Here is a 24,461-nt window from a genome sequence, read left to right as displayed (position 1 = left end):
GGACGGCCGGATCCGCCGGGGGAACAGCGTCGGCCCGGCGCCCGCTCGACCGTCCGCGGCAGCGCCGTGGGACGGAACGCTCCGCGAACTCACCGCACGGGAAGTCTTCTCCATGATCACACCCTTCGGCCGTGCGGCCGAGCCGAGGGAAGCCATCCTCTGGCCGCTCTCAAGCGGTCTTTGAGGTCGTCCGGCGATTCTCGAACCCCGCCCCCGTGTGTCCAGGGGCGCCGGGAGAGGAGGATGCCATGTCGGACGGACCGTCGGTGCGACTGCACTGTTTCGCGCACTCCGAGGGGGGCCTCTCGGTCTTCGATCACTGGGCCGCCAGCACCGGTCCCGGGGTCGAGGTGCTCCCGGTCCCCCTGCCGGGCGGTGAACGGCGGCGCTCCGAACCGCGGGTGACCACCCATGAGGCGCTGCTCGCCGATGTGCTGCCCCTGTTCGCCGACCCGCACCCCGAGCCGTACGTCCTCTACGGGCACGGTCTCGGTGCCATGGTCGCCTTCACCGTGACGCGCGCCCTGCACGAGGCCGGCCTGCCCGGCCCCACACTGCTGGCCGTCGGCGCCTGCCCGCCACCCGACACTCCCTCCGAACTGCCGGACGCCCGTGGGGTGACGGACGCCGAATTGCTGCATGTCCTGGGCGGCAAGGGCGCCGTGCCGGCGCAGAGCGACGAAGGGATCTGGCTGCGGGCCATGCTGCCGGTGCTCCGCGCCGACCTGGAGCTCGCCCAGGCCCTGGAGGGGGCGGCCCGCAAACCCTCGTCCGCCGGGCCGCTCACCACCCCCGTGCTCGTGGTCGCGTCGCGGGAGAACCCGCTGGCGCCGCCCACGATCGCCGACGGCTGGCGGCAGTGGACCCAAGGGCCCACCTGGCTGCGTACCGTCCCCGGCCATCACTTCTTCGGACGGGGCCGTGAACTGCCCAGGCTCCTGGGCCGGGCCGGCCGCGTCGCCGGCCGCCTCGCCCGGGAGAGCGTGCCCGTCGGATGAATCCGTACCGCCGCTCACCCGGTGCGGGCACGCGAGTGCCCGCACGCCCCTGAATCCTTGTGCGACGCGGTAGTCGACGGCTGACGGGACCAGCGTTATTCGATCTGCTTTCCGCTCGTTCTTCAGCGGTTTTCATCCGACTGTCTGAATTCTGTTCGCGTAGCCGTCGGCGCAATGTAGGAGAGGTGTTCAGATGTCTGTTGAGCTTGCGGAGAAGACGACGCACAAGGTCCGTGTGTCCGCACCAGCCGGTGTGGTCTACGCCCTCTTCGCCGACGCGGTGAACTGGCCGCTCTATTTCTCCCCCAGCGTTCATGTGGAACGCCTGGAGTTCGACGGCGAACGGGAGCGGCTGCGCACATGGTGTTTCATGGACGGCCAGCTGAAGTCATGGACCTCATGGCGGCACTTGGACCCGGTGAACCGGCGGGTGGAGTTCCGGCAGGAGCTGCCCGCGTCTCCGTTGAGCGCGCTGGGCGGCATCGTGAACGTGCGCCCCGAAGGACCGCACAGCAGTGAGCTCGAGCTGCTGTACGACTTCAGTGTCGTCGACGACCTGCCCGCCGACCTGGCCTGGGCCGAGCGGGCCGCCGACGGGCACAGCCGCAGCCAGCTCGCCGGCCTGAAGGCGGTCGCCGAGCGCTGGGAGCGCCTGGACGAACTGGTCCTGACCTTCGAGGAGTCGGTACACGTCAACGGCCCGGCCGAACTGGTTTACGACTTCCTGTACCGGGCCGGGGACTGGCCGGACATGGTGCCGCACGTCACCCGGGTCGACCTCACCGAGGACGAGCCCGGAGTGCAGCGCGTGACCATGGAGACGCTGACCGAGTACGGCACCCACACCACCGACTCGGTGCGGATCTGCTTCCCGCACGCCGAGCGCATCATCCACAAGCAGACCACGACCCCCGCCCTGCTTCAGGCGCACACCGGCGAATGGTCCGTCGTCCCCGAGGAGCGGGGCGTGACCGTCATCGCGCAGCACACCGTCGTCCTGCGCGAGGAGAACATCGCCGCCGAACTGGGCGAGCACGCGAACCTGGAACACGCCCGCCGGCATGTGCGCGAGGCGATCGGCCGCAACAGCCGGGTGCTGCTCGCCCATGCCAAGCAGCATGCGGAGACCGCCGTCCGCATGCTGTGACGGCGGCACCGTCCGGGGCGGACGGGGCAGGCGGACGGGCCGCTCATGGATGGGCCCTGGCGGGCTTGGGCACCGCTGCACACCCGCTTGGGAAATCGGACGGGGACCTGGTGCTGCCGTTAGCGTGCAGAGTCGGAGTGTGGTGGATATCTGCTGACCAGGAGGCGTCATGGAAGTGAGGCAGCGCGGCAACGTCCCCGTGTACCCCACCTCCCGTCGCCTGCGCCGCAGCCACCCTTTTGGCCTTGGCCCCACCGGGCCCGCGCGCGGGCCGTCCGCACTGTCGACCACCCGTCCTCAGGCGCTCCCCTGTCTTCGCCACGGCCCTGTACGGCGCAACCGGGCGCGTACCGTCCACCACGCCTTCAGGGCCGGACTGGGCACCTTGCCCATCGGTCCAGCGGCACGATCCCCGCAGGGGCCGGGCGTCGCAGCTCAACCAGCGCCTACAGAGGAGAGGAGGGAGGGGACCGCGCCGGTCGCAGCGGACCGCACGTCCCCGGACACGCATGACTGTTTCCCGTTCCTCCGACGCGGCGATCTCCGTGGTCGTCGACCCCGGGCCCCCTCCGCACACGGCCCCGTGGGACCTCGAACTGCGCGGTCCGCTGGACCCCGCCGTGCTGGAAGACGTCCTGGGCGAGCTCGCCTCCGGTGACCCGGGCCGGCCAGGGTGGCAGCACCGGTTGCTGCGGCACGGCCCCGACCATCACACGCTCCGCTTCATCCAGCGGGACGGCGCGATCGCGGCGTCCGTGGTGGGTCGTATCGCCGATCTCCTCACCGAGCCGCTCGTGGTCGACCGACCGCTGGTCCCCGCCCAGTGCGCGGTCCTCACCCGTCCCGCACGGCACCGCTATGAGGCGGTGTTCATCGAGCCCGCCGCCTCGCTGGACGCGGGCACGGTACGGGAGGCGCTGCGCAGCGTCCTGGCCGCCCACCCCCAACTGCGCTCCCGCCTCGACACGATGGGCGGCCGGCTGACCGGGCTGGCGGCGGCCTCGGACGGCCAGGACCCGTTGACGGAAGGGGAGTTCACCGACGAGGCCGGCTTCGCCGCGGATGTCGCCTCGATCGGCCGCACCCTCGATGCGGACACCGGCGTCCAGCTGCGGGCCCTGCTCGCCCGGGACCGCCGTACGGCAGGACCGCGCGCCGACCGGCTCGCCGTGATCGTCCATCAGCTCGCCGTGGACGCCGCGTCCTGGCGGATCCTGCTGGACGACCTGACCGCCGCCCTCGGGGCGGCCACGGCCCGGGTCCCCGTACGCCCGCGGCGCGTGCCCGACCCGCTGACCGACTGGGCCGGCGAACTGCGGGAACTGGCTGGCGACCCCGACGAGGTCCGCCACTGGGCCCTCGTCGCCGACCGCCGGGCCCGCACGCTCGGCGCCCGCAGCTCCGCCGCGGTGCCCCGGTCCGGCGACACCACCGACACCGCCCCGGCGACGGGGTGGGGCAGCGGGCCGCGACAGGAACGGCACATCGACATCGCCGTGGACGAGGACCTGACCGAGCGGATCACCAAGGGCCTGGCCCGACGGCTGGCGCTGACCGCCGGGCAGGTGCTGACCGGCGCGTTCGCCATGGCCATGGCCCGCTGGCAGCGCGTCGACGAGGTCGGCTTCGACGTGCGCAGCGACCCCAGGGCGGGCCATCCGGGCCTACGGCGCCACGTGGGCCGGCTCACCGATGTGCACCCGGTCCATCTCACCCTCGACCCCGGCCTGGACCCCCTCGGTCAACTGGCCGCTGTGGCAGGCCCGTTGGCGGCCGGCGCCGGGCAGGCGGCGGGCGGCGCCGGATTCGGGGCCTGCCGGGAGTGGAGCCCCGACCCGCTGCTGCGCGACGCTCTGCGCGAACTGGCGCCCGCCCCGGTCTGTCTGATCCTGCACGGCCCGGACGAACTGCTGCCCGGCTCCGCCCGACCCGTGCCCGGCAGCGCGCCGAGCCGGTCCGCGCACCGTCTCGACGTGCGGGTCCAGGTCGGCGGCGGCAGGCTGCGCCTCGGCCTGGACTGGGTGCCTGACCCGGCCCAAGCCATCACCGACACCTCCGTGGCTGCCCTTGCCGACCTGCTGCGTGAGGTGCTCGGGGAGCTGGCCGGCGCGGCCGCCGCTCCGATCCCGTCCGTCTTCCGGGCCACCCCTCAGCAGTCGGCGCTGTACAAGGCCAGTGACGCACAGCCCGGCACCGGCCGGCACGTCGAGCAGCTCGTGTGGGTCTGGCACGGCCCGCTCGACGTCGAACGCTTCACCTCCGCATGGCAGTCGGTCTTCGACTGCGAGACGGTGCTGCGTACCGCCTTCACCGGCGGCCCCGAACCGCAGCTCATGGTGCACAGCCGGGTCACTCCGGAGATCACCGTCCGGGTCCGGCGCGGCGACGACACCGAGCTGTCCGCCCTGCTGGAGCGCGACCGGCTGCGCGGCTTCGACCTGCGCTGCCCCGGACCGCTGCGCCTGACCCTGCTGGGGTCGGAGGGCAGCCCCCTCGAGGGCGAGGGCTCGCCCACCCGGATCGTGCTCACCTATCACCGGGCCCTGCTCGACACCTGGAGCGCGCACATCATGCTGCGCGAGTTCCACCGGGCCTATCTCGCGGGCGGCTCCCTGCCCGGCGGCGAGCGCCGGCCCGATCTGCGTGACTACACCGCCTGGATCGCCGCCCAGGACCTGGAGCCGGTACGGGGGTTCTGGGGGCGTTCCGTACCGCCCGCCGACGCGGCCTCCCGGCCGGCCCGGCCCGGCGGGGCCACCGGTCTGACCGGGGTGGGCCGCTCCCGGCTGCGCCTCGACTCTGCAGAAACCATCCGTCTCGCGCGCTGGGCCGGCATGTGGGGCATCGCCGAGAGCAGCGTGCTCCAGGCCGTCTGGGCGATGCTGATCCACCGTGCCTCCGGCGCCGCTGGACCGGCCCCCGTCTGTTTCGCGGTCACCGCCCCGGGCCGTGGCATCCCCCTCGACGGCGTCGCCCGGATGCTGGGACCGCTGCGCAACTCGCTGCCGATGTCCGTCGAGGTGGACCCGGCGGGGACCCTGCCGAACCTGATGCGGCAACTGCGCGACCACGCCCTGGACATGGCCGCCTACGAATGGGTGCCGGCCGACTGGATCCGGACCCCGGGCCAGAGCGGCGCGGACACCGACCCCGCCGCCACCGTCATCGTCTTCGAGGATCCGCCGCACCCGGTGGAAGGGCTGGAGGGCGAACTCGCCGCACAGGGCATCCGGGCCGAGTTCCAGGGCACCGTACCCGCCCGCTCAGTGCTGCCCATCGGACTGCTCGCCCACCACGACAGCGCGGGCGGACTGGTCCTGACGGCGGTCCACGACCGTGATGTCCTCGACGACGAGGCGGCAGCCGAACTGCTGATGCAAAGCGCCCTGCTGCTGCGCGAACTCCCCTTGTGGGCAGGCGAGTCCACCACCGTCGCGGCCGCCGTGAAGCTGCTGGAGGGCCGGGCCGTACCGCAGATGGCCGAGGTCTCGGGGGAGGGCGGCGACGAGCCGCTGCTCACCCTGCGCACGGCGGGACAGGAGCAGGCGGGCACCATCTGTCTGGTCCCGCCGCCGGGCGCCCCCGCGGCCTGCTACGACCTGCTCGCCCACACCTATGCGGGCCCCCAGGAACTGCTGGTGCTCACCGGCGACGCCGACCGCGCCCGGCCCGCCCTGGCCGCGCGCGGCACCGGCCGGCTGCTGCTCGGCGGCTTCTCCGGTGCCGGTGCCCTCGCCTGCGACCTCGCCCGGCGGATCGGCGCGGACGGCGGCCCCCCGCCCCGCGTGGTGCTCGCCGGCGCGAGCGCGGACGAGGAGGAACGGGCCCGCGATCTCGCCCGAGCCCTCGCGGACGCCACCGCACCGGACGCCTGAAGCCGTGGCCCCGAAGCGGATCCGGGGCCACGGCACCGACGTACCACGGGCGAGACGGCCGAACCGCCGTCGCGGCGGCCCTCTCCGCTGGGGTTCCGCCGCTCTTCGAGTGCTCCTCGTTCGAGGTCGTACATCTTGGGCTGTGTCACGGGTGACCTCGCCCAGTCTCTGACGCCCTTCGTGCTGTGGGCCGCAACCATCAGGAGAGCCATGTCCCGTCGTCTGTTCACCTCGGAATCCGTGACCGAGGGTCACCCCGACAAGATCGCCGATCGGATCAGCGACACCATCCTCGATGCGCTGCTGAGCCAGGACCCCACCTCGCGCGTCGCGGTGGAGACGCTGATCACCACCGGTCAGGTGCACATCGCCGGTGAGGTCACCACCACGGCGTACGCCCCGATCGCCCAACTCGTGCGCGACGCCATCCTCGACATCGGCTACGACTCCTCGGCCAAGGGCTTCGACGGCGCCTCCTGCGGTGTCTCGGTGTCCATCGGCGCGCAGTCCCCGGACATCGCTCAGGGTGTCGACACCGCGTACGAGAAGCGGGTCGAGGGTGCCGCCGCAGGTGAGGAAGGCGACGAGCTCGACAAGCAGGGCGCCGGCGACCAGGGCCTGATGTTCGGCTACGCCACGGACGAGACGCCCAACCTGATGCCGCTGCCCATCGAGCTGGCCCACCGGCTCTCCCGCCGGCTGACCCAGGTCCGCAAGGACGGCACCGTCCCCTACCTGCGCCCCGACGGCAAGACGCAGGTCACCATCGAGTACGACGGTGACAAGGCCGTCCGCCTCGACACGGTCGTGGTCTCCTCGCAGCACGCCTCCGACATCGACCTGGAGTCGCTGCTGACCCCCGACATCCGCGTCGAGGTCGTCGAGCACGTCCTGGCGCAGCTCGCCGACGAGGGCATCAAGCTGGAGACCGAGGGCTACCGCCTCCTGGTCAACCCGACCGGCCGCTTCGAGATCGGCGGTCCGATGGGTGACGCGGGCCTGACCGGCCGCAAGATCATCATCGACACGTACGGCGGCATGGCCCGCCACGGCGGCGGTGCCTTCTCCGGCAAGGACCCGTCCAAGGTGGACCGTTCGGCGGCGTACGCGATGCGCTGGGTCGCCAAGAACGTCGTCGCCGCGGGCCTCGCCTCCCGCTGCGAGGTGCAGGTCGCGTACGCGATCGGCAAGGCCGAGCCCGTCGGCCTGTTCGTCGAGACCTTCGGCACCCACACCATCCCGGTGGAGAAGATCCAGCAGGCCATCGGGGAGGTCTTCGACCTGCGTCCGGCCGCGATCATCCGCGACCTGGAACTGCTGCGCCCGATCTACGCCCAGACCGCCGCCTACGGCCACTTCGGCCGTGAGCTGCCCGACTTCACCTGGGAGCGCACCGACCGCGCCCAGCAGCTCAAGGCAGCCGCGGGCATCTGAGCCCGCCACCTGACGGCCGGGCCCGACGGTCGCGGCCGACGCCGTGCCACACCGGCGATCAGCGACCGAAGCGACCGAAGGAGTTCCCGTGCGCATCGCGGTGACAGGATCCATAGCCACCGACCATCTGATGGTCTTCCCCGGACGGTTCACGGACCAGCTGCTCCCCGAGCAGCTGGCCCACATCTCGCTCTCCTTCCTCGTCGACCGTCTCGAGGTGCGCCGGGGCGGCGTCGCCGCCAACATCGCCTTCGGGCTCGGCGGCTTCGACCTGTCGCCCCTCCTGGTCGGGGCGGTCGGCACGGACTTCGCCGAGTACGCGGTGTGGCTGAAGGAGCACGGCGTCGACACCGGGGGAGTGCACATCTCCGCCGAACGGCAGACCGCCCGCTTCATGTGCATCACCGACGAGGACGCCAACCAGATCGCCGCGTTCTACGCCGGCGCCATGACCGAGGCGCACGACATCGACCTGCGAGCCCTCGTCACCGGCGCCGACCGCCCCGGTCTCGTCCTGGTCTCGCCCAACGACCCGGCGGCGATGCTCCGCCACACCGCCGAGTGCCGCACCCTCGGCCTGCCCTTCGCGGCCGACCCCTCGCAGCAACTGGCCCGCCTGGACGGCGACCAGGTCCGCGACCTGGTGGACGGCGCCGCCTGGCTGTTCACCAACGAGTACGAGGCCGCGCTGCTGAAGGAGCGCACCGGCTGGAGCCGCACCGAGATCCTCGCGGTCGTCGGCACCTGGGTCACCACCCTGGGCGAGAAGGGGGTGCGCATCGAAAGCGCCGGACAGCCCCCGCTCGACGTCCCCGCGATCCCCGACACCGACACGGCCGACCCGACCGGCGTCGGCGACGCCTTCCGCGCCGGTTTCCTCGCCGCCGTCAGCCACGGCGTGCCGCTCGAACCCGCGGCCCGACTGGGCTGCGCGCTGGCCTCCGTGGTCCTCGGTGCGGTGGGCTCGCAGTCCTACGAGGTCGACCTGGCACAGCTGTCCGGCATCGTCGAGCGAGCCTACGGCCCCGGTACGGCCGCCCCGCTCGCGCCAGTCCTCGGAGAACACTCATGACCGCTGATCACCGGACCCGCATCGCCGCGCTCCGCGAGGCCTTCGCCACCCGTGTGGTGGTCGCCGACGGGGCGATGGGCACCATGCTCCAGGCCCAGGACCCCACGATGGAGGACTTCCAGCAGCTCGAGGGCTGCAACGAGATCCTCAACGTGACCCGGCCCGACATCGTGCGCTCGGTGCACGCCGAGTACTTCGACGCGGGCGTCGACTGCGTCGAGACCAACACCTTCGGCGCCAACCACGCGGCCCTCGCCGAGTACGACATCCCCGAACGCGTCCACGAACTCTCCGAAGCCGGCGCCCGCGTGGCCCGCGAGGTGGCCGACGAGTACACCGCCCGGGACGGCCGCCAGCGCTGGGTCCTCGGCTCGATCGGCCCCGGCACCAAGCTGCCCACGCTCGGCCACGCCCCGTACACCACCCTGCGCGACGCCTTCCAGCAGAACGCCGAGGGCCTGGTCGCGGGCGGCGCCGACGCCCTGCTCGTCGAGACCACCCAGGACCTCCTCCAGACCAAGGCCGCCGTTCTCGGCGCCCGCCGCGGCCTGGCGGCATTCGGCCTGGACCTGCCGCTCATCGTGTCGGTGACGGTGGAGACGACCGGCACGATGCTGCTGGGTTCGGAGATCGGTGCCGCGCTGACGGCACTGGAGCCGCTGGGCATCGACATGATTGGCCTGAACTGTGCGACCGGGCCCGCCGAGATGAGCGAGCACCTGCGCTATCTCGCCCGTCACTCCCGCATCCAGCTGTCCTGCATGCCGAACGCCGGTCTGCCGGTGCTGGGCAAGGACGGCGCCCACTACCCGTTGGGCGCCCCGGAGTTGGCCGACGCGCAGGAGAACTTCGTCCGCGAGTACGGCCTTTCGCTCGTCGGCGGCTGCTGCGGTACGACGCCGGAGCATCTGCGCCAGGTCGTCGAGCGGGTGCGCGGACTGGCCCCGGCCGCACGGGATCCGCGTCCGGAACCCGGTGCGGCTTCGCTGTATCAGACGGTGCCGTTCCGGCAGGACACGTCGTACATGGCGATCGGTGAGCGGACGAACGCGAACGGGTCGAAGAAGTTCCGTGAGGCGATGCTGGAGGGCCGCTGGGACGACTGTGTGGAGATGGCCCGGGACCAGATCCGCGAGGGCGCGCACATGCTGGACCTGTGCGTGGACTACGTCGGGCGTGACGGTGTCGCCGACATGCAGGAGCTGGCCGGCCGCTTCGCCACCGCCTCCACGCTGCCGATCGTGCTGGACTCCACCGAGGTCCCGGTCATCCGGGCCGGGCTGGAGAAGCTCGGCGGGCGTGCGGTCATCAACTCCGTCAACTACGAGGACGGCGACGGCCCGGAGTCCCGGTTCGCGAAGGTCACCAAGCTCGCGCAGGAGCATGGTGCCGCGCTGATCGCGCTGACCATCGACGAGGAGGGCCAGGCCCGCACCGTCGAGACGAAGGTCGCCATCGCCGAGCGGCTGATCGGCGATCTGACCGGGAACTGGGGCATTCACGAGTCGGACATCCTCATCGACACCCTGACCTTCACCATCTGCACCGGTCAGGAGGAGTCCCGTAAGGACGGCATCGCCACCATCGAGGCGATCCGTGAGCTCAAGCGCCGTCACCCGGATGTGCAGACCACCCTGGGGTTGTCGAACATCTCCTTCGGTCTTAACCCGGCCGCTCGGATCCTGCTCAACTCGGTGTTCCTGGACGAGTGCACGAAGGCGGGTCTGGACTCGGCGATCGTGCACGCCTCGAAGATCCTGCCGATCGCCCGGTTCAGCGAGGAAGAGGTGCAGACCGCCCTCGACCTGATCTACGACCGGCGCGCCGAGGGCTATGACCCGCTCCAGAAGCTGATGGCGCTGTTCGAGGGCGCCACCGCGAAGTCGCTGAAGGCGGGCAAGGCCGAGGAACTGGCCGCGCTGCCGCTGGAGGAGCGCCTCAAGCGCCGCATCATCGACGGCGAGAAGAACGGGCTCGACCAGGATCTGGACGCGGCTCTCCAGGAACGTCCCGCTCTGGACATCGTCAACGAGACCCTCCTGGAGGGCATGAAGGTCGTCGGCGAGCTCTTCGGCTCCGGCCAGATGCAGCTGCCGTTCGTGCTCCAGTCCGCCGAGGTCATGAAGACCGCTGTCGCCCATCTCGAACCGCACATGGAGAAGACGGACGACGAGGGCAAGGGCACGATCGTGCTGGCCACCGTGCGCGGTGACGTGCACGACATCGGCAAGAACCTCGTCGACATCATCCTGTCCAACAACGGCTACAACGTGGTCAACATCGGTATCAAGCAGCCGGTCTCCGCGATCCTCGAGGCGGCCGTGGAGCACAAGGCCGATGTGATCGGCATGTCCGGGCTGTTGGTCAAGTCCACGGTGATCATGAAGGAGAACCTGGAGGAGCTCAACCAGCGCGGGCTGGCGGCCGACTACCCGGTCATCCTCGGCGGAGCCGCCCTGACGCGTGCGTATGTCGAGCAGGACCTGCACGAGATCTACGAGGGCGAGGTCCGCTACGCCCGCGACGCCTTCGAGGGCCTGCGCCTCATGGACGCGCTCATCGCCGTCAAGCGGGGCGTGCCCGGCGCCAAGCTGCCCGAGCTGAAGCAGCGGCGGGTCAAGAGCACCGCCACCGCGGCCGCCGTCGTGGCGGAGAGCCCCGAACGGGGACGCTCCGACGTCGCCGTCGACAATCCCGTGCCCACACCCCCCTTCTGGGGCACCCGGGTCGTCAAGGGCATCCAGCTCAAGGAGTACGCGTCCTGGCTCGACGAGGGCGCCCTCTTCAAGGGTCAGTGGGGGCTGAAGCAGACCCGCAAGGGCGACGGACCGACATACGAGGAACTCGTCGAGACGGAGGGCCGGCCCCGGCTGCGGGGCTGGCTCGACCGGCTCCAGACGGAGAACCTGCTGGAAGCGGCCGTCGTGCACGGCTACTTCCGCGCCGTCTCCAAAGGCGACGACCTGATCCTGCTCGACGAGAACCGGTCCGAACTGACCCGCTTCTCCTTCCCGCGCCAGCGCCGCGGCCGCGGACTGTGCCTCGCCGACTTCTTCCGCCCGGAGGAGTCGGGGGAGACCGACGTCGTCGGCCTCCAGATCGTCACCGTCGGCTCCCGCATCGGCGAGGAGACAGCCAAGCTGTTCGAAGCCGACGCCTACCGCGACTACCTCGAACTGCACGGCCTGTCCGTCCAGTTGGCCGAGGCACTCGCCGAGTACTGGCACGCCCGCGTGCGCGACGAGCTCGGTATCGCCGCGGGCGACCCGGGCTCGCTGGACGGCATGTTCCGCACCGAGTACCAGGGCTGCCGCTACTCCCTCGGCTACCCGGCCTGCCCCGACCTGGAGGACCGCGCGAAGATCGCCGACCTGCTCCAGCCCGAGCGCATCGGCGTGCATCTGTCTGAGGAGTTCCAGCTGCACCCCGAGCAGTCCACGGACGCGATCGTCCTGCACCACCCCGAGGCCAGCTACTTCAACGCCGGAGGCCGGGAATGAGCACCCTGCGCGACATCCTCGACGGAGGGACCCCGTCGTTCTCCTTCGAGTTCTTCCCGCCGAAGACGGCCAAGGGGGAGCGGACCCTGTGGGAGGCGATCCGCCGGATCGAGCCGCTCGCGCCGAGCTTCGTCTCGGTCACCTACGGGGCCGGCGGCTCCTCCCGGGACCGCACCGTCGAGGTGACCAAACGGATCGCGAGGGACACGACCCTGCGCCCCGTCGCCCATCTGACCGCGGTCGGCCACTCGGTGGCGGAGCTGCGGCACATCATCGGCCAGTACGCCGACGCCGGCGTCCGGGACGTCCTCGTCCTGCGCGGGGACCCGCCCGGCGACCCGAACGCCCCCTGGATCCCGCACCCCGACGGCTTCACCCACGCCGATGAACTGGTACGTCTGGTCAAGGAGTCGGGGGAGTTCAGCGTCGGTGTGGCCGCCTTCCCGGAGCGGCATCCGCGCTCGGCGGACTGGGACAGCGAGATCCGGCACTTCGTCGCCAAGTGCAGGGCGGGCGCCGACTACGCCATCACCCAGATGTTCTTCCACGTCGAGGACTATCTGCGGCTGCGCGACCGGGTGGCCGCCGCAGGCTGCGACACCCCGATCATCCCGGAGATCATGCCGGCCACCGACGTACGCCAGATCACCCGCTTCGCCGAGCTCAGCGGAGCCGCCTTCCCCGAGGACCTGGCGCACCGCCTGGACGCGGTGCGCGACAACCCCGCGGACGGCCACCGCATCGGCGTCGAGTACGCCACCGCGATGGCCGAGCGGCTCCTCGCCGAAGGCGCCCCGGGGCTGCACTACATCACGCTGAACCGCTCGACGGCGACGCTCGAAATCCACCGCGACGTACTGAACTCAAGGAGTGCCCAGCATGCCCTCGCAGCCCAGCGCTGACTTCACGGACTTCAAGGTCGCCGACCTCTCCCTCGCCGAGTTCGGCCGCAAGGAGATCACCCTCGCCGAGCACGAGATGCCCGGCCTGATGGCGATCCGCAGGGAGTACGCCGAGGCGCAGCCGCTCGCCGGCGCGCGGATCACCGGCTCGCTGCACATGACGGTGCAGACCGCCGTCCTCATCGAGACGCTGGTCGCCCTGGGCGCCGAGGTCCGCTGGGTGTCCTGCAACATCTTCTCCACCCAGGACCACGCGGCCGCCGCCATCGCCGCCGCCGGTATCCCGGTGTTCGCCTGGAAGGGCGAGACGCTGGAGGAGTACTGGTGGTGCACCGAGCAGGCCCTCACCTGGCCCGGGCACGCCGGACCGAACATGATCCTCGACGACGGCGGTGACGCCACCCTCCTCGTCCACAAGGGCGTCGAGTACCGCAAGACGGGTGAGCTGCCGGTCGCCGAGAACGAGGAAGTGGCCGTGGTGCGCGCCCTGCTGGAGAGGAGCCCGCTGGACTGGACGCGGATCGCCTCGGAGATCCGCGGGGTGTCCGAGGAGACCACGACCGGTGTGCACCGCCTGTACGAGATGCAGCGCGACGGGGTTCTGCTGTTCCCGGCGATCAACGTGAACGACGCCGTCACCAAGTCGAAGTTCGACAACAAGTACGGCTGCCGGCACTCCCTCATCGACGGCATCAACCGCGCCACCGACGTCCTCATCGGCGGCAAGACCGCGGTCGTGTTCGGCTACGGCGACGTCGGCAAGGGCAGTGCGGAGTCGCTGCGCGGTCAGGGCGCCCGGGTCATCGTCACCGAGGTCGACCCGATCTGCGCCCTGCAGGCGGCGATGGACGGCTACCAGGTGACCACGCTGGACGAGGTCGTCGAGACCGCCGACATCTTCATCACCACGACCGGCAACAAGGACATCATCATGGCCGCCGACATGGCCAGGATGAAGCACCAGGCGATCGTCGGGAACATCGGCCACTTCGACAACGAGATCGACATGGCCGGCCTCGCGAGTGTGCCGGGCATCGTCAAGGACGAGGTCAAGCCGCAGGTCCACACCTGGACCTTCCCCGACGGCAAGACGATCATCGTCCTGTCCGAGGGGCGCCTGCTGAACCTGGGCAACGCCACCGGTCACCCGTCGTTCGTGATGTCCAACTCGTTCGCGGACCAGACCCTGGCCCAGATCGAGCTGTACACCAAGCAGGCCGAGTACCCGATCGGCGTCTACACACTGCCCAAGCACCTCGACGAGAAGGTCGCCCGCCTCCACCTCGACGCGCTCGGCGTGAAGCTGACGACGCTGCGCCCGGAGCAGGCTTCCTACATCGGCGTCGACGTCGAGGGGCCGTACAAGCCGGACCACTACCGCTACTGAGCCGACCCGGCAAGGAGGATCAGGTGTACGACATTTTGGAGGAGGACAGCAGACAGTCCTACGACGTCCCGGCCCTCGCCCCGCCGCTTCGGCTCGCCGGCATCGACGAGGACGACAGCTGGGAACCCCACGTCGTACGCGGCATCGACTGACCCACCTCCGACGTTCCCATCCGCCCCACCCACGAGGCGCGCTGCACACCGCAGCGCGCCTCTTCGTCATGTCCGTTCGTTATGTCCGTACGCCGTGTCGCGGTACGGCGTCCGTGGCTGAAAACCGCACAAGCGCGCACCAAGTTCTCTCCACCGGTCCACGAGTGAACCTTGCGAATCTCTTTAGGAAACGACGAGTGGAGGCGTGGAGGTGCAGTCATGATTCGGATGCTGCGTGGTGTTCTACGGGTGATGGTCAACCGCTGCCTGCGGCCTCTGTGGCGGGGCCTGGCGTCCTACGGAGCCGTCTACGTGGGCCCCGAGGCGTTGCAGGCCATGGACCCGCCCCGTACCGCCACCCGCTCCCAGAACCGCCTGGTGCGCTACGCGCAGGGCAGGTTCCTGGTGCTGCCACCGGGGGTCGGCGGGCCGCCGCCGGCGCACCCCGAGCGGCTGCGTGAGGACATACCACTGACCGCGCAGGAACTACAACTCGTGCGCGACGTATGGCCCGCATACGAACACAGCGCCCGCGACCGCGGCTGACCGCCACGGGCGCCGGACGGCCGAAAAGGGCCGGGCGCGGCGAGCAGATGCTCGCCGCGCCCGGCCCTTTCGCCGTGACCGGACTCAGACGGTCGTGATGACCTCGCCGACGTCCAGACGCGGAGCGCGCGGGAACCAGGCGTCCGGGCCCGGCCTGCCGATGTTGACGACCATCAGCGGGGTGTGGTCGTCGTCCAGGAACTCCTTCTGGACGCCCGCGGCGTCGAAGCCGCTCATCGGGCCCGCGGCGAGGCCGGCGGCACGGATGCCGATGATGAAGTACGCGGCCTGCAGGGCGCCGTTGAGGACGGCGGACGCCTCCCGGGTCGGACGCTCCGCGTAGAGGAGATCCTTGACCTGGGGGAAGTGCGGGACCAGCTTGTGCAGCTCCTCGTGGAACTCGTTGTCCGTGGAGAGGATCGCGACCAGCGGGGCGCCGGCGGTCTTCGCGCGGTTGGGTTCAGCCATGCGCCGCACCAGGCGCTCACGGGCCTCGGGGGAGCGGACCAGGGTGATGCGCAGCGGGCTCTGGTTGGAGGAGGTCGGACCGTACTTGACGAGGTCGTAGATCGCCTCGATCTGCTCGTCGGCCACCGGCTCGTCGGTGAAGGTGTTGGCCGTGCGGGCCTCACGGAAGAGGAGGGCCTGGGCGGCGGCGTCGAGCACGAGCGCCATGGATGCAACCTTTCAACAGGGCTTTCGGCAGGGGCTTCTACGGGGGTCAGGAACCGTGCGTCGGATCGGGGCGGAGTCCGCGAGGACCCCTCACCCCCACTCGACCAGGGCGAAACTCGCGGCCATGCCTCCGCCGAACCCGGCCAGCAGGACCAGCTCGCCGGGGCGGAAGGCGCCCTCGCGGACGGCCGCGTCGAGGGTGATCGGGATGGAGGCGGCGCCCGTGTTGCCGTAGTGCGTGACCGTGCGGTGCATGGTGGCGCGGGGGAGGGCCAGGTCCGCGAAGACGTCGTCGAGCATGGCGCCGTTGGCCTGGTGCGGGATGAAGTGGCTGATGTCCGCGGCCTCGACACCGGCCTCGTGGAGGAACCCCTTGACCAGCTGCGGCAGTTGCTCCACGACGAACCGGCGCACCTCCCGCCCGTCCATCGCGAAGTACTGCAGCCCGGCGTCCAGGCCGGCGTGGTCCAGGGGCTGCCTGCTGCCGCCCGCGGGCACCTGGATCAGGTCCGAGAGGGCGCCGAAGGTGTGCAGGGCGACATGCCGCACGACCGGGCCCTGCGTGGTCGGACCGAGGACCATGGCGCCGGCGCCGTCGCCGAACAGGACGACCGTCCTGCGGTCGGCCGGGTCCAGGATGCGCGAGTAGGTGTCCGCGCCGATCACCAGCGCGTAACCGCCGCGCCGCAGAACCACGCTGCCGACCGCGGAGAGCGCGAACACGGTGCCGGAGCACACCGCGTTGACGTCGAACGCCGCGGTGCTGGCGGCACCGAGGTTGCGCTGCACATAGGCCGCCGTCGGCGGCTGCGGCCGGTCCGGCGTGGACGTGGCGACCACGATCATGGACAGCTGCTCGGCGGTGACGCCCGCCGACTTCATCGCGGCACGCGCCGCGGCCGTCGCCAGGTCGGACGTGGCCTGGCCGGGGGCGGCCCAGCGCCGTTCCCGGATCGCGGTCTTACGAGTGATCCAGGCGTCGTCGACCCCGGCCGGCGCGCCGACCTCGTCGTTGGAGACGATCCGCTCCGGCACATAAGCACCCGTGCCGAGGATCCTGATGTCCTTCATAGGGCTGCCGGGGCCCGGGAACGTTGCCTCTGTCATGCGGCTGCCCTCCCCTCAAGTGGTCGGTGAATGGCTGTACGAAGGGGCCGACGGGCGGGCGGCGCGCGATGGCCGCCCACATGCCCGCGAGACGCTCTAGCGCGTCTGGTAGATCCGCTTGTGGCCGCTGATCCCGGCCAGCCGGAACGGTCCGGTGGTCTGCTCCGGGGTGGCGTGGTCGCCGCCGTCGGTCGGGAACGTCCACTCGTGCAGTTCGCGGTAGCCGGCGTAGTCGACCGTCTTGCGCCGGGAGATCGCCTCGAGGTTCGCCTCGGTGCGCAGGTGGTCCTGGTAGCCGGCGACCACGGTCCCGGCGAAGAACTCGGCGACGGAGCCGGAGCCGTAGCTGAGGAAGGCGAGCGGCCGGCCGGTCAGGTCGTCCGCCTGGTCCAGGAGCGCGGCCAGGCCCAGGTACACCGAAGCCGTGTAGCTGTTGCCGATCACGGTGTTGTACGCCGTGGTCTGGCCGAGGGCGCCCGCGATGACGTCCTTGTCGGTGTCGTAGCCGCAGTAGTTCAGCAGGTGACGGTGGGCCTTGTACGCCATCTTCGTGAACGGCTGGTGGTAGCAGAACGCGGCGAACTCCTCGAGCGCGCGGCCGCCCTGCTCCGAGTAGTCCTTCCAGGTGCCCTCCACGGCCTGGAGGTACGCGCCGATGGACTCCTGACCGTCGACGAGCGCGGTGGAGAGGTAGTTCGGCCGCCAGAAGTCCATGACGTCGGCGGTGAACAGACCGGACGGGTCCTCGATCCGCACCAGGGCGGGGTCCACGCTGACCAGCATGGCCACCGCCGACGCGCCCTGGGTCGCCTCACCCGGGCTGTCCAGCTCGTACTTGGAGACGTCGCTCGCGATCACCAGGACCTGCTGGGCGGGGTCGCGCTGCACCAGGCCGATGGCGAACTGCAGGGCCGCCGTCGCCCCGTAGCAGGCCTGCTTCAGCTCGACGACGCGGGTCGCCGAGGGCAGTCCGATCAGCGAATGGACGTAGATACCGGCCGACTTCGCCTGGTCGATCGAGGACTCGGTGGCGAACACGACCGTGCGGATACGGTCCTTGCCGTGCCGGGCGAGGATGGGCGCGGCCGCCGTCGCGGCCATGGTCACGATGTCCTCGTCCGCGGCGGGCACGCTCATCGACTCCTGGCCGATGCCCACGTGGTACTTGCCGATCTCGGTGCCGTTGTAGTCCGCGAGGGCCGTGTGCGGCAGGACGAACTCGCTCGTCGCGAACGACAGATCGTGGATTCCGATGGATATGGACATGCCTCATACACCAACCTTTGCGGTCTTGTTGTCGCGTTCCAGCTGGATGTGCGCGCGCATGAGTTCGCCGGGGTTCGTCTGCGCCGCGAGCAGCGAGAGCTCACCGCACAGCACGGTCGCCGCGGCGAGGACGGCGAGCCGGCGGGCGTTCTCGCCGGGCGCGCCGTCGGCCCGGCAGCCGAGCCGGGTCAGGTTCGTTTCGACGAAGCCGAGGCCCTTGCCGTTGCCGACCGTGCCGACGATCAGGTTGGGCAGGGTGCAGGCGAAGTAGAGGTCGCCGTCGCGGTCCTCGGCCATGACGACGCCCTGCGAGCCTTCGACGATGTTGGCCGCGTCCTGGCCGGTCGCCAGATAGAACGCGAGCAGCATGTTCGCGTAGTGGGCGTTGGCGGAGCGGATGCCGCCGGCGAGGAGGGTGCCGAGCAGGTTCTTGCGGATGTTCAGCTCGACGATCTTCGCGGCCGTCGTGTGCAGGACGTCGGCGACGACGTCGCGCGGTACGAGCAGTTCGGTGACGACGTTCTTGCCGCGGCCGAGGATGCCGTTGATGGCGGTGGCCTTCTTGTCCGAGCAGTAGTTGCCGGAGATCGACCCGTAGGAGATGCCCGGGACGGTCTCCAGCAGGTGCGCGAGGAGCGCGTCGGAGGCGAGGGTCGCCATGTTGTGGCCGGAGGCGTCGCCGGTGGAGAACTCGAACCGGATGAACAGCAGGTTGGCGTTGATCTCGTGCCGGATGCCGATCAGCTGGGCGAACCGGCTGCAGCCGCGGACCACTTCGCGCAGCTCGTCGATGCGCGCCTCGATGGTCCGCGCGGCGGTGAGCGCGGTCAGCGCGTCGGTCGCCTCGACGAGGACCGAGCGTGTCATCCGCTCGTCGACGAGGGTGGCGACGATGCCCTTCTCGGCCAGCCGGGAGACTTTCGCGCCGCGGCCGACGGAGGGCCACAGCGGGGACTCGTAGGTGGCGAGCGGGACGTGGATCTCGGTATTGGCGACGTTCCCCGAAATGCGGAGGGGGCCCACCCACCTCATGGGGACCCCGGCGATCGCGTGTGCTTCGGTCATCGTGTGCTTCCCGTCATCTCGTGGAGGGCGTCGATGGAGCTGGAGCGCTGGGCGAGCCGCCGCGTGTCGATGCCCCGGTCGGTGCAGAAGGACCGGAGTTCGCCGTGGATCAGCAGGTCGCAGCGGGTGAGGTCGGCGGGGGTGCGGGCGCCGAGCATGGTCTGCAGGGCCGCCAGCTGGTCGAGCCAGGCGGAGATCTTCGCGACCAGCGCGAAGACGTCGCCGTCGAGGAGGGTGCGCAGGAACCCGCCGGAGGAGCCGACGGCGCGGGCGCCGAGGGCGAGGGCGCGGGCCACGTCGAGCGGGGTGCGGACACCGCCGGAGGCCAGCACGGGGATGTCGACGTCCTGCGCGTCCAGCAGACAGGCGACCGTGGACTGACCCCAGTCGTGCAGATAGGCGTAGTCGGCGAGTTCGCGCCGGCCGTTCTCGATGCGGGCGAAGTCCGTGCCGCCGCGGCCGCTGACGTCGGCGACCCGCACGCCCAGGTTCGGCAGGGCGAGGATCGTCTCGCGGCTCAGCCCGTTGCCGACCTCCTTGACGATCACGGGGACGTCGACGGCGGCCGCGATCCGCTCGATCTGCGCCGCCCACGATCCGAAGGAGCGGTCGCCCTCCGGCATGGGCGTCTCCTGCGCCGTGTTGAGGTGGATCTGCAGGGCGTTGGCCTGGATCAGCTCGATGGCGCGCCGCGCGTTGTCCACGGACGCCGTCGCGTTGACGTTCGCCAGGACGAACCCGTCCGGGTTCTCCTCGCGCAGCACGCGGAAGGTGTCCGCGCAGGACGGGTCCTTGAAGTAGGCGTGCATGGAGCCCGAGGCGATGGCCACCCCGGTCTCGCGGGCCGCGATGGCCAGGTCCCGGTTGATGACGCCGGTCTTGGCGCTGCCGCCGGTCATCGCGTTGATGTAGAGCGGCGCCTGCCAGGTGAGGCCGGCGAACGTGGTGGCCAGGGACACGTCCGGGCGGTCGATGCCGGCCAGGGCGTGGTGGACGAAGGACACCTCGTCGAACTGGTTGCGTCCGCTGTGCGCGTGCTGCTGCTCCATGGCGAGCCGGACGTGGTCGTCCTTGCGCTGAGCGCTACTCATGCTTGGTTCCCTTCCGGGGCGGGATGGACGGGCAGGGGCAGCACCCCGGCCGCGGCCCACCGCCCGTGTACGTGTGCGATGTCGTGCGCGGCGTCGGCGGCCAGCAGGGCGATGCCGCAGTCGCCGCCCCCCGCCCCGGAGGGTTTGGCCGCGCCGCCGACGGCTTCGGCCGCGTCGCACAGCGCCGTCAGTTCGGGGGTGAAGATGCCGAGGCCGACCTCGTCGTCCAGGCGGGCCAGCTCCTGGCGGGCGCGCCGGATCTGGTGCAGCAGGCCGTCGCCGTCGCCGGCTTCGAGGGCGACGATCGCGGCGTCCACGAAGTCGGCGGTGCTCTCCACGAACTTCTGGTGCGAGGGGGTGCCCCGCCAGGTCCGCCGGTGCAGGCCGGCCACGAGGGAGGTGGTGGAGGCGGGGTTCCCGGTCCAGCCGACCTCGAGGGACAGGCCGCCGGGCGGCGGCAGTTGACGCACCTCGAAGCCCGGCCAGGGGGTGCGCAGTGCCTCCTCGACGCCGTGGCTGCGGGCCAGGTCGAGTACGAAGGCACGGTCGGGTGCCCGGTAGGCGATCCAGCCGCCCCAGGTGCCGGCGGCGAGGTCGCCGCCGGAGCCATTGGGGTCGATGCGGGCCGTCGCGAGCAGGGCGAGACGGAACCGGGCGTCGGGGGAGAGGTCCAGTCCGCAGTACGAGGTGACGGCGGCGATCGTCGCCACGGTCACCGCGCCGCTGGAGCCCAGGCCGTATTTCCTGCCCTGGTCGTGCAGGGTGCTGGTGATCGACACGCTCAACGGGGGGACGGGCAGGCCGCGTTCGGCGAGCAGGCCGGCCACGGTCTCGATCGCGGTGACGACGTGGGCGGCTTCGCCGTCGCCCCCGGTCAGCCGGCCGTCCTGCCAGTGCCGGTGCACGGGGCGCGGCCAGAGGTCGGAGGAGATGACGACGCCGGTGCCGTCCGTACGGTCGGTGCCGTCCGTGTCGGACACGGTGACGGTGACGTACCGGTCGACGGCCACCAGGATCGCGGTGTTGCCGGGGTCCACCACCGCGTACTCGCCCGCGATGTACAGCTTGCCCGGCGCGCGCCGCACGACCGTGCGCCGGGTGGTCATCGCTCGTCCTCGGTGAGCAGACGGGCACCCTTGCCGGGCCCGGCGATGTGTACCGCGCTGTCGGGAGCGGCGCCGCGTACGGCCGTGGCCACCCGGTCCGTGTCCGTACGCCGGCACAGCACCTTGACGTTCGGCCCGGCGTCCATGGTGACGTAGGCCGCGATGCCGTCCCGGCGGAGCTGGAGCACGGCGTCGAGGACGGTGAGGGACGCCGGTGACATGTACCGCACGGCGGGGCGTGCCGCGAGCATGGTGGCGTGCATGCCGAGCGCGTTGCGTTCCGCGATCTCACCGACCGCGTCCAGGTCACCGCTGCTCAGCGCCGCCCGCATGTCGACGAGGTCGTCCTTGCTGGAGAGGGCCCACGGTTCGAACAGGGGTGAGGTGTCGACGGTGCGGCGCATGGCCGTACGGCTGGACACCTCCTTGGGGCCCGCGTTGACGACGGCGACGACGAGTGCCGGGTCCAGGCCTGCGGCGGCGTCGACGGGTTCGGCGTACGAGCTCAGGTCGTCGGTGCCGGCGTGCCAGACCGCGAAGTCCCCGAAGATCGACCGGGAGGCCGAGCCGGAGCCGCGCCGGGCCAGCCGGGACAGCGCACGCGGTTCGCCGTCGAGCCCGTAGGCGGCCGCCGCGGCGACGGCGAGGGCGGCGAAGCCGCTGGCGGAGGAGGCGAGACCCGCCCCGGTGGGGACGGTGTTCTCGGTGTCCACGACGGCCCGCTCGACGCTGCCCGCCCGCTCCCGTACGAGGTCCAGGAAGGCGGCGATACGCCGTGCGGCCTCACCGGTCGCGGGCTCCCCGTTGAAGACGACCGCGTCCTGGTCCGCCCCCGGGGCGAGCCGGACCCGGGTGGTCGTCGGGAAGATGTCCAGGGTCATGGACAGACTGTCGGTGCGGGGCAGGAACAGCCGCTCGTCGCTCTTGCCCCAGTACTTGATCAGCGCGATGTTCGGGTGGGCGATGGCGGTGGCGTCCGTCGCATGGCCCGCCACCCGCGGTCGCGCGAGCTGTTCAGACCGCATGAGGGGCGAGCCTCCTCAGCGGAACGACCCACGTCTGGACGGCGCCCGCGTCGTGCAGCCGCCGGGCGACCTCGCTGGCCAGCTCGGGCTGGGTGAGGGCGAGGACACAGCCGCCCAGGCCACCCCCGGTGATCTTCGCGCCGAGGCTGCCCGCGCCGAGCGCGGCCGCGACCATGGCGTCGATCCGGTCGGTGCTCAGGCCGGCCGCGCGCAGCAGCTCGTGATAGTTCGTCAGCCGCGAGCCGAGCTCTGCCGGTGAGCCGTCGGCGAGGGCCCGCCGGGCCTCCTCGACAAGCTCCGTGGCACGCGTAAGGAATCTCTCCTCGGCTCCCGGCTCCCGCCGGAATCCGTCCCGCAGCAACTCGACGGCTTCCTTGGTGCTGCCCGCGGTGCCGCTGTCCGCGACGATGAACAAGCCGTCGCAGCCGATGGCCAGTTCCTCGGCCCGGCCCGCCTGGAACAGCAGCGGGGCCGCCGCGCCGACGGTCATGGCGTCGACGCCGCTGGCCCGGCCGTGCGCCATGTTCTCGGCCGTCTGCACCAGGTCGAACGCCGTGGTCTCGGACAGCTCGTGGCCGAAGAGATCGGCCAGGGCGAGAACGATCGCCCGCGAGTTCGCGGCACTGGAGCCGAGCCCGCGGCCGGGCGGGATGGCACCGTCGAGGATCACGTCGAGATGCGGCCTGCCCGGCACGCCCATGCGCTCCTTGAACGCCGCGGCCAGCCGCTGCAGACCGTCGGAGGCCAGGGTCACCACGGCCCGCGAGGCGGAACCGGTCATGGTGAAGGACAGGCCGCCCTGGGCGTCGGAGGAGTGGGAAGACCATCCGGCGCTCGCCGTGGCCGTCAGCTGTGGAATCGGCAGCGCGAGCGCCGGAGTTCCGTACACGACCGCGTGCTCGCCCAGCAGGATCGCCTTGGCGTGGGCGCGACCGATGCCGACCGAGCGAGCCCGACGGTTTTCCGAAACCCCCTCCACTGAGGTCGGTAGCGTCAACGCACTCACTCCCCTTGTCGTTTCACGAAAGTCTTCGAGACGGGCGGTTGGCTGTTCTTGCACGGCAGAACGTGATGCGGGGAAATACCCGAACGTCACCGGGTCGCGGAACCACGCCGCATGGCGATCTGAGTGAGTTCCTCGATGTCGAACTCCGAGCGGCAGTTCGGCGCGCCATAGCGGGTGATCTTCCCGCGGCTGACCCACTTGCGGATCGTCGCTTCGGACACCCCCACGGCGAGTGCGGCCACATTCGTGGGAACAAGCCGGTGGCGTGGCGGTTTCGTCATGCCGGGACACCCTTTCGCTGCTGCTCCATGAGCTGCCTCAGAGTCAGCCATTCGTGCATTTCCCAGGAATGCCCCGCCGAGCATGCGATGCTCCGGCTTTTCGATGCGCCGGTGTTCCTCGGCGAGGCGCTGATCGTGCCGGCGCAGTTGTCCACGACGCACTGCCGGATCAGCGTCTGCAGCGCATGCGGGTCGGGGTCGATCGTGCTGCGCAGTTCGGCGACCAGACCCTCCACCTCACCTGCGAAGTCGGCGGCCGGCGGCTGCGCCGCGAGCCACGGCAGATGCTGGGTCAGAAACCGGGCCAGCTGCGGAACGGAGCGGGCCGGCGCGGTGACGCCGAGCTGTTCCACCACGATTTCCGACCACGACTCGAGAGTGGCGAGGAGGTTGTACCTGGCGTCGAGCACCGAGATGTTCAGGTGGTCCCGGTTACGGCTTCCCGAAACCCGGGTGGGGTTGGTCCGCCGGTGGGTCGGAGAAACGTGGTGCAGACACTCCTGGTGCAGGGCGGGGAGTGTACGGAGATTGCGTTCCACCTGACGGATACAGGGGGCGCAAAGGACGAATCCGGGGACGGCGCGGCTCTCATGGGTGTGTTTTCTGGGGCACGGGTGAACCATCAACGAATCTCCTTCATGAGGCGGCTCGCCCTCCGCGACCGTGCTGTCCGAATGACCGGATCGATCCTGTGATGCCTTTTTCTCGAACGTAGCGAGCGGTGCTGGAGTCCCGATACAGCCTCGTTCGCGGCTCGCCGGAGGTGGCGTGCCATGTCCCGTTCGGCGGCGGTCCGGCGAAGCCGGGTCATTGCCCCCGCCATTCC

20 protein-coding genes are annotated in these 24,461 nt (G+C 70.9%); 10 read left to right on the top strand and 10 right to left on the bottom strand.

What is annotated here, in order from left to right:
- The first annotated feature begins 248 nt into the window (after positions 1–248).
- The 10 genes from QF037_RS49940 (at position 249) to QF037_RS49895 (ending at position 15,013) form a co-directional block, all read left to right on the top strand.
- Entirely contained in the window at positions 249–998 is a 750-nt protein-coding gene (locus tag QF037_RS49940) for a thioesterase II family protein (protein WP_307038252.1), read from the top strand.
- 193 nt (positions 999–1,191) lie between these two features.
- Complete coding sequence (locus QF037_RS49935; RefSeq protein ID WP_307038250.1) at positions 1,192–2,145, top strand: aromatase/cyclase; 954 nt, start codon at positions 1,192–1,194, stop codon at positions 2,143–2,145.
- 509 nt (positions 2,146–2,654) lie between these two features.
- A complete protein-coding gene (locus QF037_RS49930; RefSeq protein ID WP_307038247.1) occupies positions 2,655–6,020 on the top strand; it encodes a condensation domain-containing protein in 3,366 nt (1,121 codons plus the stop codon).
- A gap of 210 nt (positions 6,021–6,230) precedes the next feature.
- A complete protein-coding gene (gene metK / locus QF037_RS49925; RefSeq protein WP_307038245.1) occupies positions 6,231–7,454 on the top strand; it encodes a methionine adenosyltransferase in 1,224 nt (407 codons plus the stop codon).
- A gap of 88 nt (positions 7,455–7,542) precedes the next feature.
- Positions 7,543–8,526, top strand: a complete 984-nt coding sequence (locus tag QF037_RS49920) for a carbohydrate kinase family protein (protein ID WP_307038243.1) — start codon at positions 7,543–7,545, stop codon at positions 8,524–8,526.
- A complete protein-coding gene (metH, locus tag QF037_RS49915; RefSeq protein WP_307038241.1) occupies positions 8,523–12,026 on the top strand; it encodes a methionine synthase in 3,504 nt (1,167 codons plus the stop codon). The genes QF037_RS49920 and metH overlap by 4 nt, the downstream gene beginning before the upstream one ends.
- On the top strand, positions 12,023–12,928 hold the full coding sequence (gene metF / locus QF037_RS49910; RefSeq protein ID WP_307038239.1) for a methylenetetrahydrofolate reductase [NAD(P)H]: 906 nt from the start codon (positions 12,023–12,025) through the stop codon (positions 12,926–12,928). The genes metH and metF overlap by 4 nt, the downstream gene beginning before the upstream one ends.
- Positions 12,906–14,315 (top strand): adenosylhomocysteinase, encoded by a 1,410-nt coding sequence (ahcY, locus tag QF037_RS49905; protein WP_307038237.1) that lies wholly within the window; start codon positions 12,906–12,908, stop codon positions 14,313–14,315. The genes metF and ahcY overlap by 23 nt, the downstream gene beginning before the upstream one ends.
- Positions 14,316–14,338: 23 nt before the next feature.
- Positions 14,339–14,467 carry a hypothetical protein gene (locus QF037_RS49900; RefSeq protein WP_307038236.1) on the top strand — a complete coding sequence of 43 codons (129 nt, stop codon included), beginning with the start codon at positions 14,339–14,341 and terminating at the stop codon, positions 14,465–14,467.
- Between the two features lie 219 nt (positions 14,468–14,686).
- Positions 14,687–15,013 carry a DUF6059 family protein gene (locus QF037_RS49895; protein ID WP_307038234.1) on the top strand — a complete coding sequence of 109 codons (327 nt, stop codon included), beginning with the start codon at positions 14,687–14,689 and terminating at the stop codon, positions 15,011–15,013.
- 84 nt (positions 15,014–15,097) lie between these two features.
- Here QF037_RS49895 and QF037_RS49890 read toward each other — a convergent pair whose 3' ends face one another.
- The 10 genes from QF037_RS49890 to QF037_RS49845 form a co-directional block, all read right to left on the bottom strand.
- On the bottom strand, positions 15,098–15,688 hold the full coding sequence (locus tag QF037_RS49890; RefSeq protein WP_307038233.1) for a malonic semialdehyde reductase: 591 nt from the start codon (positions 15,686–15,688) through the stop codon (positions 15,098–15,100).
- Positions 15,689–15,778: 90 nt separating this feature from the next.
- Positions 15,779–16,795 (bottom strand): 3-oxoacyl-ACP synthase III family protein, encoded by a 1,017-nt coding sequence (locus QF037_RS49885; protein ID WP_373464012.1) that lies wholly within the window; start codon positions 16,793–16,795, stop codon positions 15,779–15,781.
- A 96-nt stretch (positions 16,796–16,891) separates the two neighbouring features.
- Positions 16,892–18,061 (bottom strand): hydroxymethylglutaryl-CoA synthase, encoded by a 1,170-nt coding sequence (locus tag QF037_RS49880; RefSeq protein ID WP_307038231.1) that lies wholly within the window; start codon positions 18,059–18,061, stop codon positions 16,892–16,894.
- Positions 18,062–18,064: 3 nt separating this feature from the next.
- Complete coding sequence (locus QF037_RS49875) at positions 18,065–19,126, bottom strand: hydroxymethylglutaryl-CoA reductase (RefSeq protein WP_307038230.1); 1,062 nt, start codon at positions 19,124–19,126, stop codon at positions 18,065–18,067.
- A complete protein-coding gene (fni, locus tag QF037_RS49870) occupies positions 19,123–20,217 on the bottom strand; it encodes a type 2 isopentenyl-diphosphate Delta-isomerase (RefSeq protein WP_307038228.1) in 1,095 nt (364 codons plus the stop codon). The genes QF037_RS49875 and fni overlap by 4 nt, the downstream gene beginning before the upstream one ends.
- Entirely contained in the window at positions 20,214–21,323 is a 1,110-nt protein-coding gene (locus QF037_RS49865; protein ID WP_307038226.1) for a phosphomevalonate kinase, read from the bottom strand. The genes fni and QF037_RS49865 overlap by 4 nt, the downstream gene beginning before the upstream one ends.
- Positions 21,320–22,348 carry a diphosphomevalonate decarboxylase gene (gene mvaD, locus QF037_RS49860; protein WP_307038224.1) on the bottom strand — a complete coding sequence of 343 codons (1,029 nt, stop codon included), beginning with the start codon at positions 22,346–22,348 and terminating at the stop codon, positions 21,320–21,322. The genes QF037_RS49865 and mvaD overlap by 4 nt, the downstream gene beginning before the upstream one ends.
- Positions 22,338–23,327, bottom strand: coding sequence for a mevalonate kinase (mvk, locus tag QF037_RS49855; RefSeq protein WP_307038222.1), 990 nt, complete (start codon positions 23,325–23,327; stop codon positions 22,338–22,340). The genes mvaD and mvk overlap by 11 nt, the downstream gene beginning before the upstream one ends.
- 113 nt (positions 23,328–23,440) lie before the next feature.
- A complete protein-coding gene (locus QF037_RS49850; RefSeq protein ID WP_307038220.1) occupies positions 23,441–23,635 on the bottom strand; it encodes a hypothetical protein in 195 nt (64 codons plus the stop codon).
- On the bottom strand, positions 23,632–24,045 hold the full coding sequence (locus QF037_RS49845; RefSeq protein ID WP_307038219.1) for a hypothetical protein: 414 nt from the start codon (positions 24,043–24,045) through the stop codon (positions 23,632–23,634). Before QF037_RS49845 ends, QF037_RS49850 begins: the two co-directional genes overlap by 4 nt.
- Positions 24,046–24,461 lie beyond the last annotated feature (416 nt).

Source organism: Streptomyces canus, from assembly GCF_030815415.1.
GTDB lineage: Bacteria > Actinomycetota > Actinomycetes > Streptomycetales > Streptomycetaceae > Streptomyces > Streptomyces canus_F.
This window is presented reverse-complemented; position numbering and strand designations above follow the sequence as displayed.

Coding starts and splice junctions, on each gene's coding strand:
- QF037_RS49940 (WP_307038252.1), top strand. CDS start 249: ATGTCGGACGGACCGTCGGTGCGACTGCACTGTTTCGCGCACTCCGAG.
- QF037_RS49935 (WP_307038250.1), top strand. CDS start 1,192: ATGTCTGTTGAGCTTGCGGAGAAGACGACGCACAAGGTCCGTGTGTCC.
- QF037_RS49930 (WP_307038247.1), top strand. CDS start 2,655: ATGACTGTTTCCCGTTCCTCCGACGCGGCGATCTCCGTGGTCGTCGAC.
- metK (WP_307038245.1), top strand. CDS start 6,231: ATGTCCCGTCGTCTGTTCACCTCGGAATCCGTGACCGAGGGTCACCCC.
- metH (WP_307038241.1), top strand. CDS start 8,523: ATGACCGCTGATCACCGGACCCGCATCGCCGCGCTCCGCGAGGCCTTC.
- metF (WP_307038239.1), top strand. CDS start 12,023: ATGAGCACCCTGCGCGACATCCTCGACGGAGGGACCCCGTCGTTCTCC.
- ahcY (WP_307038237.1), top strand. CDS start 12,906: ATGCCCTCGCAGCCCAGCGCTGACTTCACGGACTTCAAGGTCGCCGAC.
- QF037_RS49895 (WP_307038234.1), top strand. CDS start 14,687: ATGATTCGGATGCTGCGTGGTGTTCTACGGGTGATGGTCAACCGCTGC.
- QF037_RS49890 (WP_307038233.1), bottom strand. CDS start 15,688: ATGGCGCTCGTGCTCGACGCCGCCGCCCAGGCCCTCCTCTTCCGTGAG.
- QF037_RS49885 (WP_373464012.1), bottom strand. CDS start 16,795: ATGACAGAGGCAACGTTCCCGGGCCCCGGCAGCCCTATGAAGGACATC.
- QF037_RS49880 (WP_307038231.1), bottom strand. CDS start 18,061: ATGTCCATATCCATCGGAATCCACGATCTGTCGTTCGCGACGAGCGAG.
- QF037_RS49875 (WP_307038230.1), bottom strand. CDS start 19,126: ATGACCGAAGCACACGCGATCGCCGGGGTCCCCATGAGGTGGGTGGGC.
- fni (WP_307038228.1), bottom strand. CDS start 20,217: ATGAGTAGCGCTCAGCGCAAGGACGACCACGTCCGGCTCGCCATGGAG.
- QF037_RS49865 (WP_307038226.1), bottom strand. CDS start 21,323: ATGACCACCCGGCGCACGGTCGTGCGGCGCGCGCCGGGCAAGCTGTAC.
- mvaD (WP_307038224.1), bottom strand. CDS start 22,348: ATGCGGTCTGAACAGCTCGCGCGACCGCGGGTGGCGGGCCATGCGACG.
- QF037_RS49850 (WP_307038220.1), bottom strand. CDS start 23,635: ATGACGAAACCGCCACGCCACCGGCTTGTTCCCACGAATGTGGCCGCA.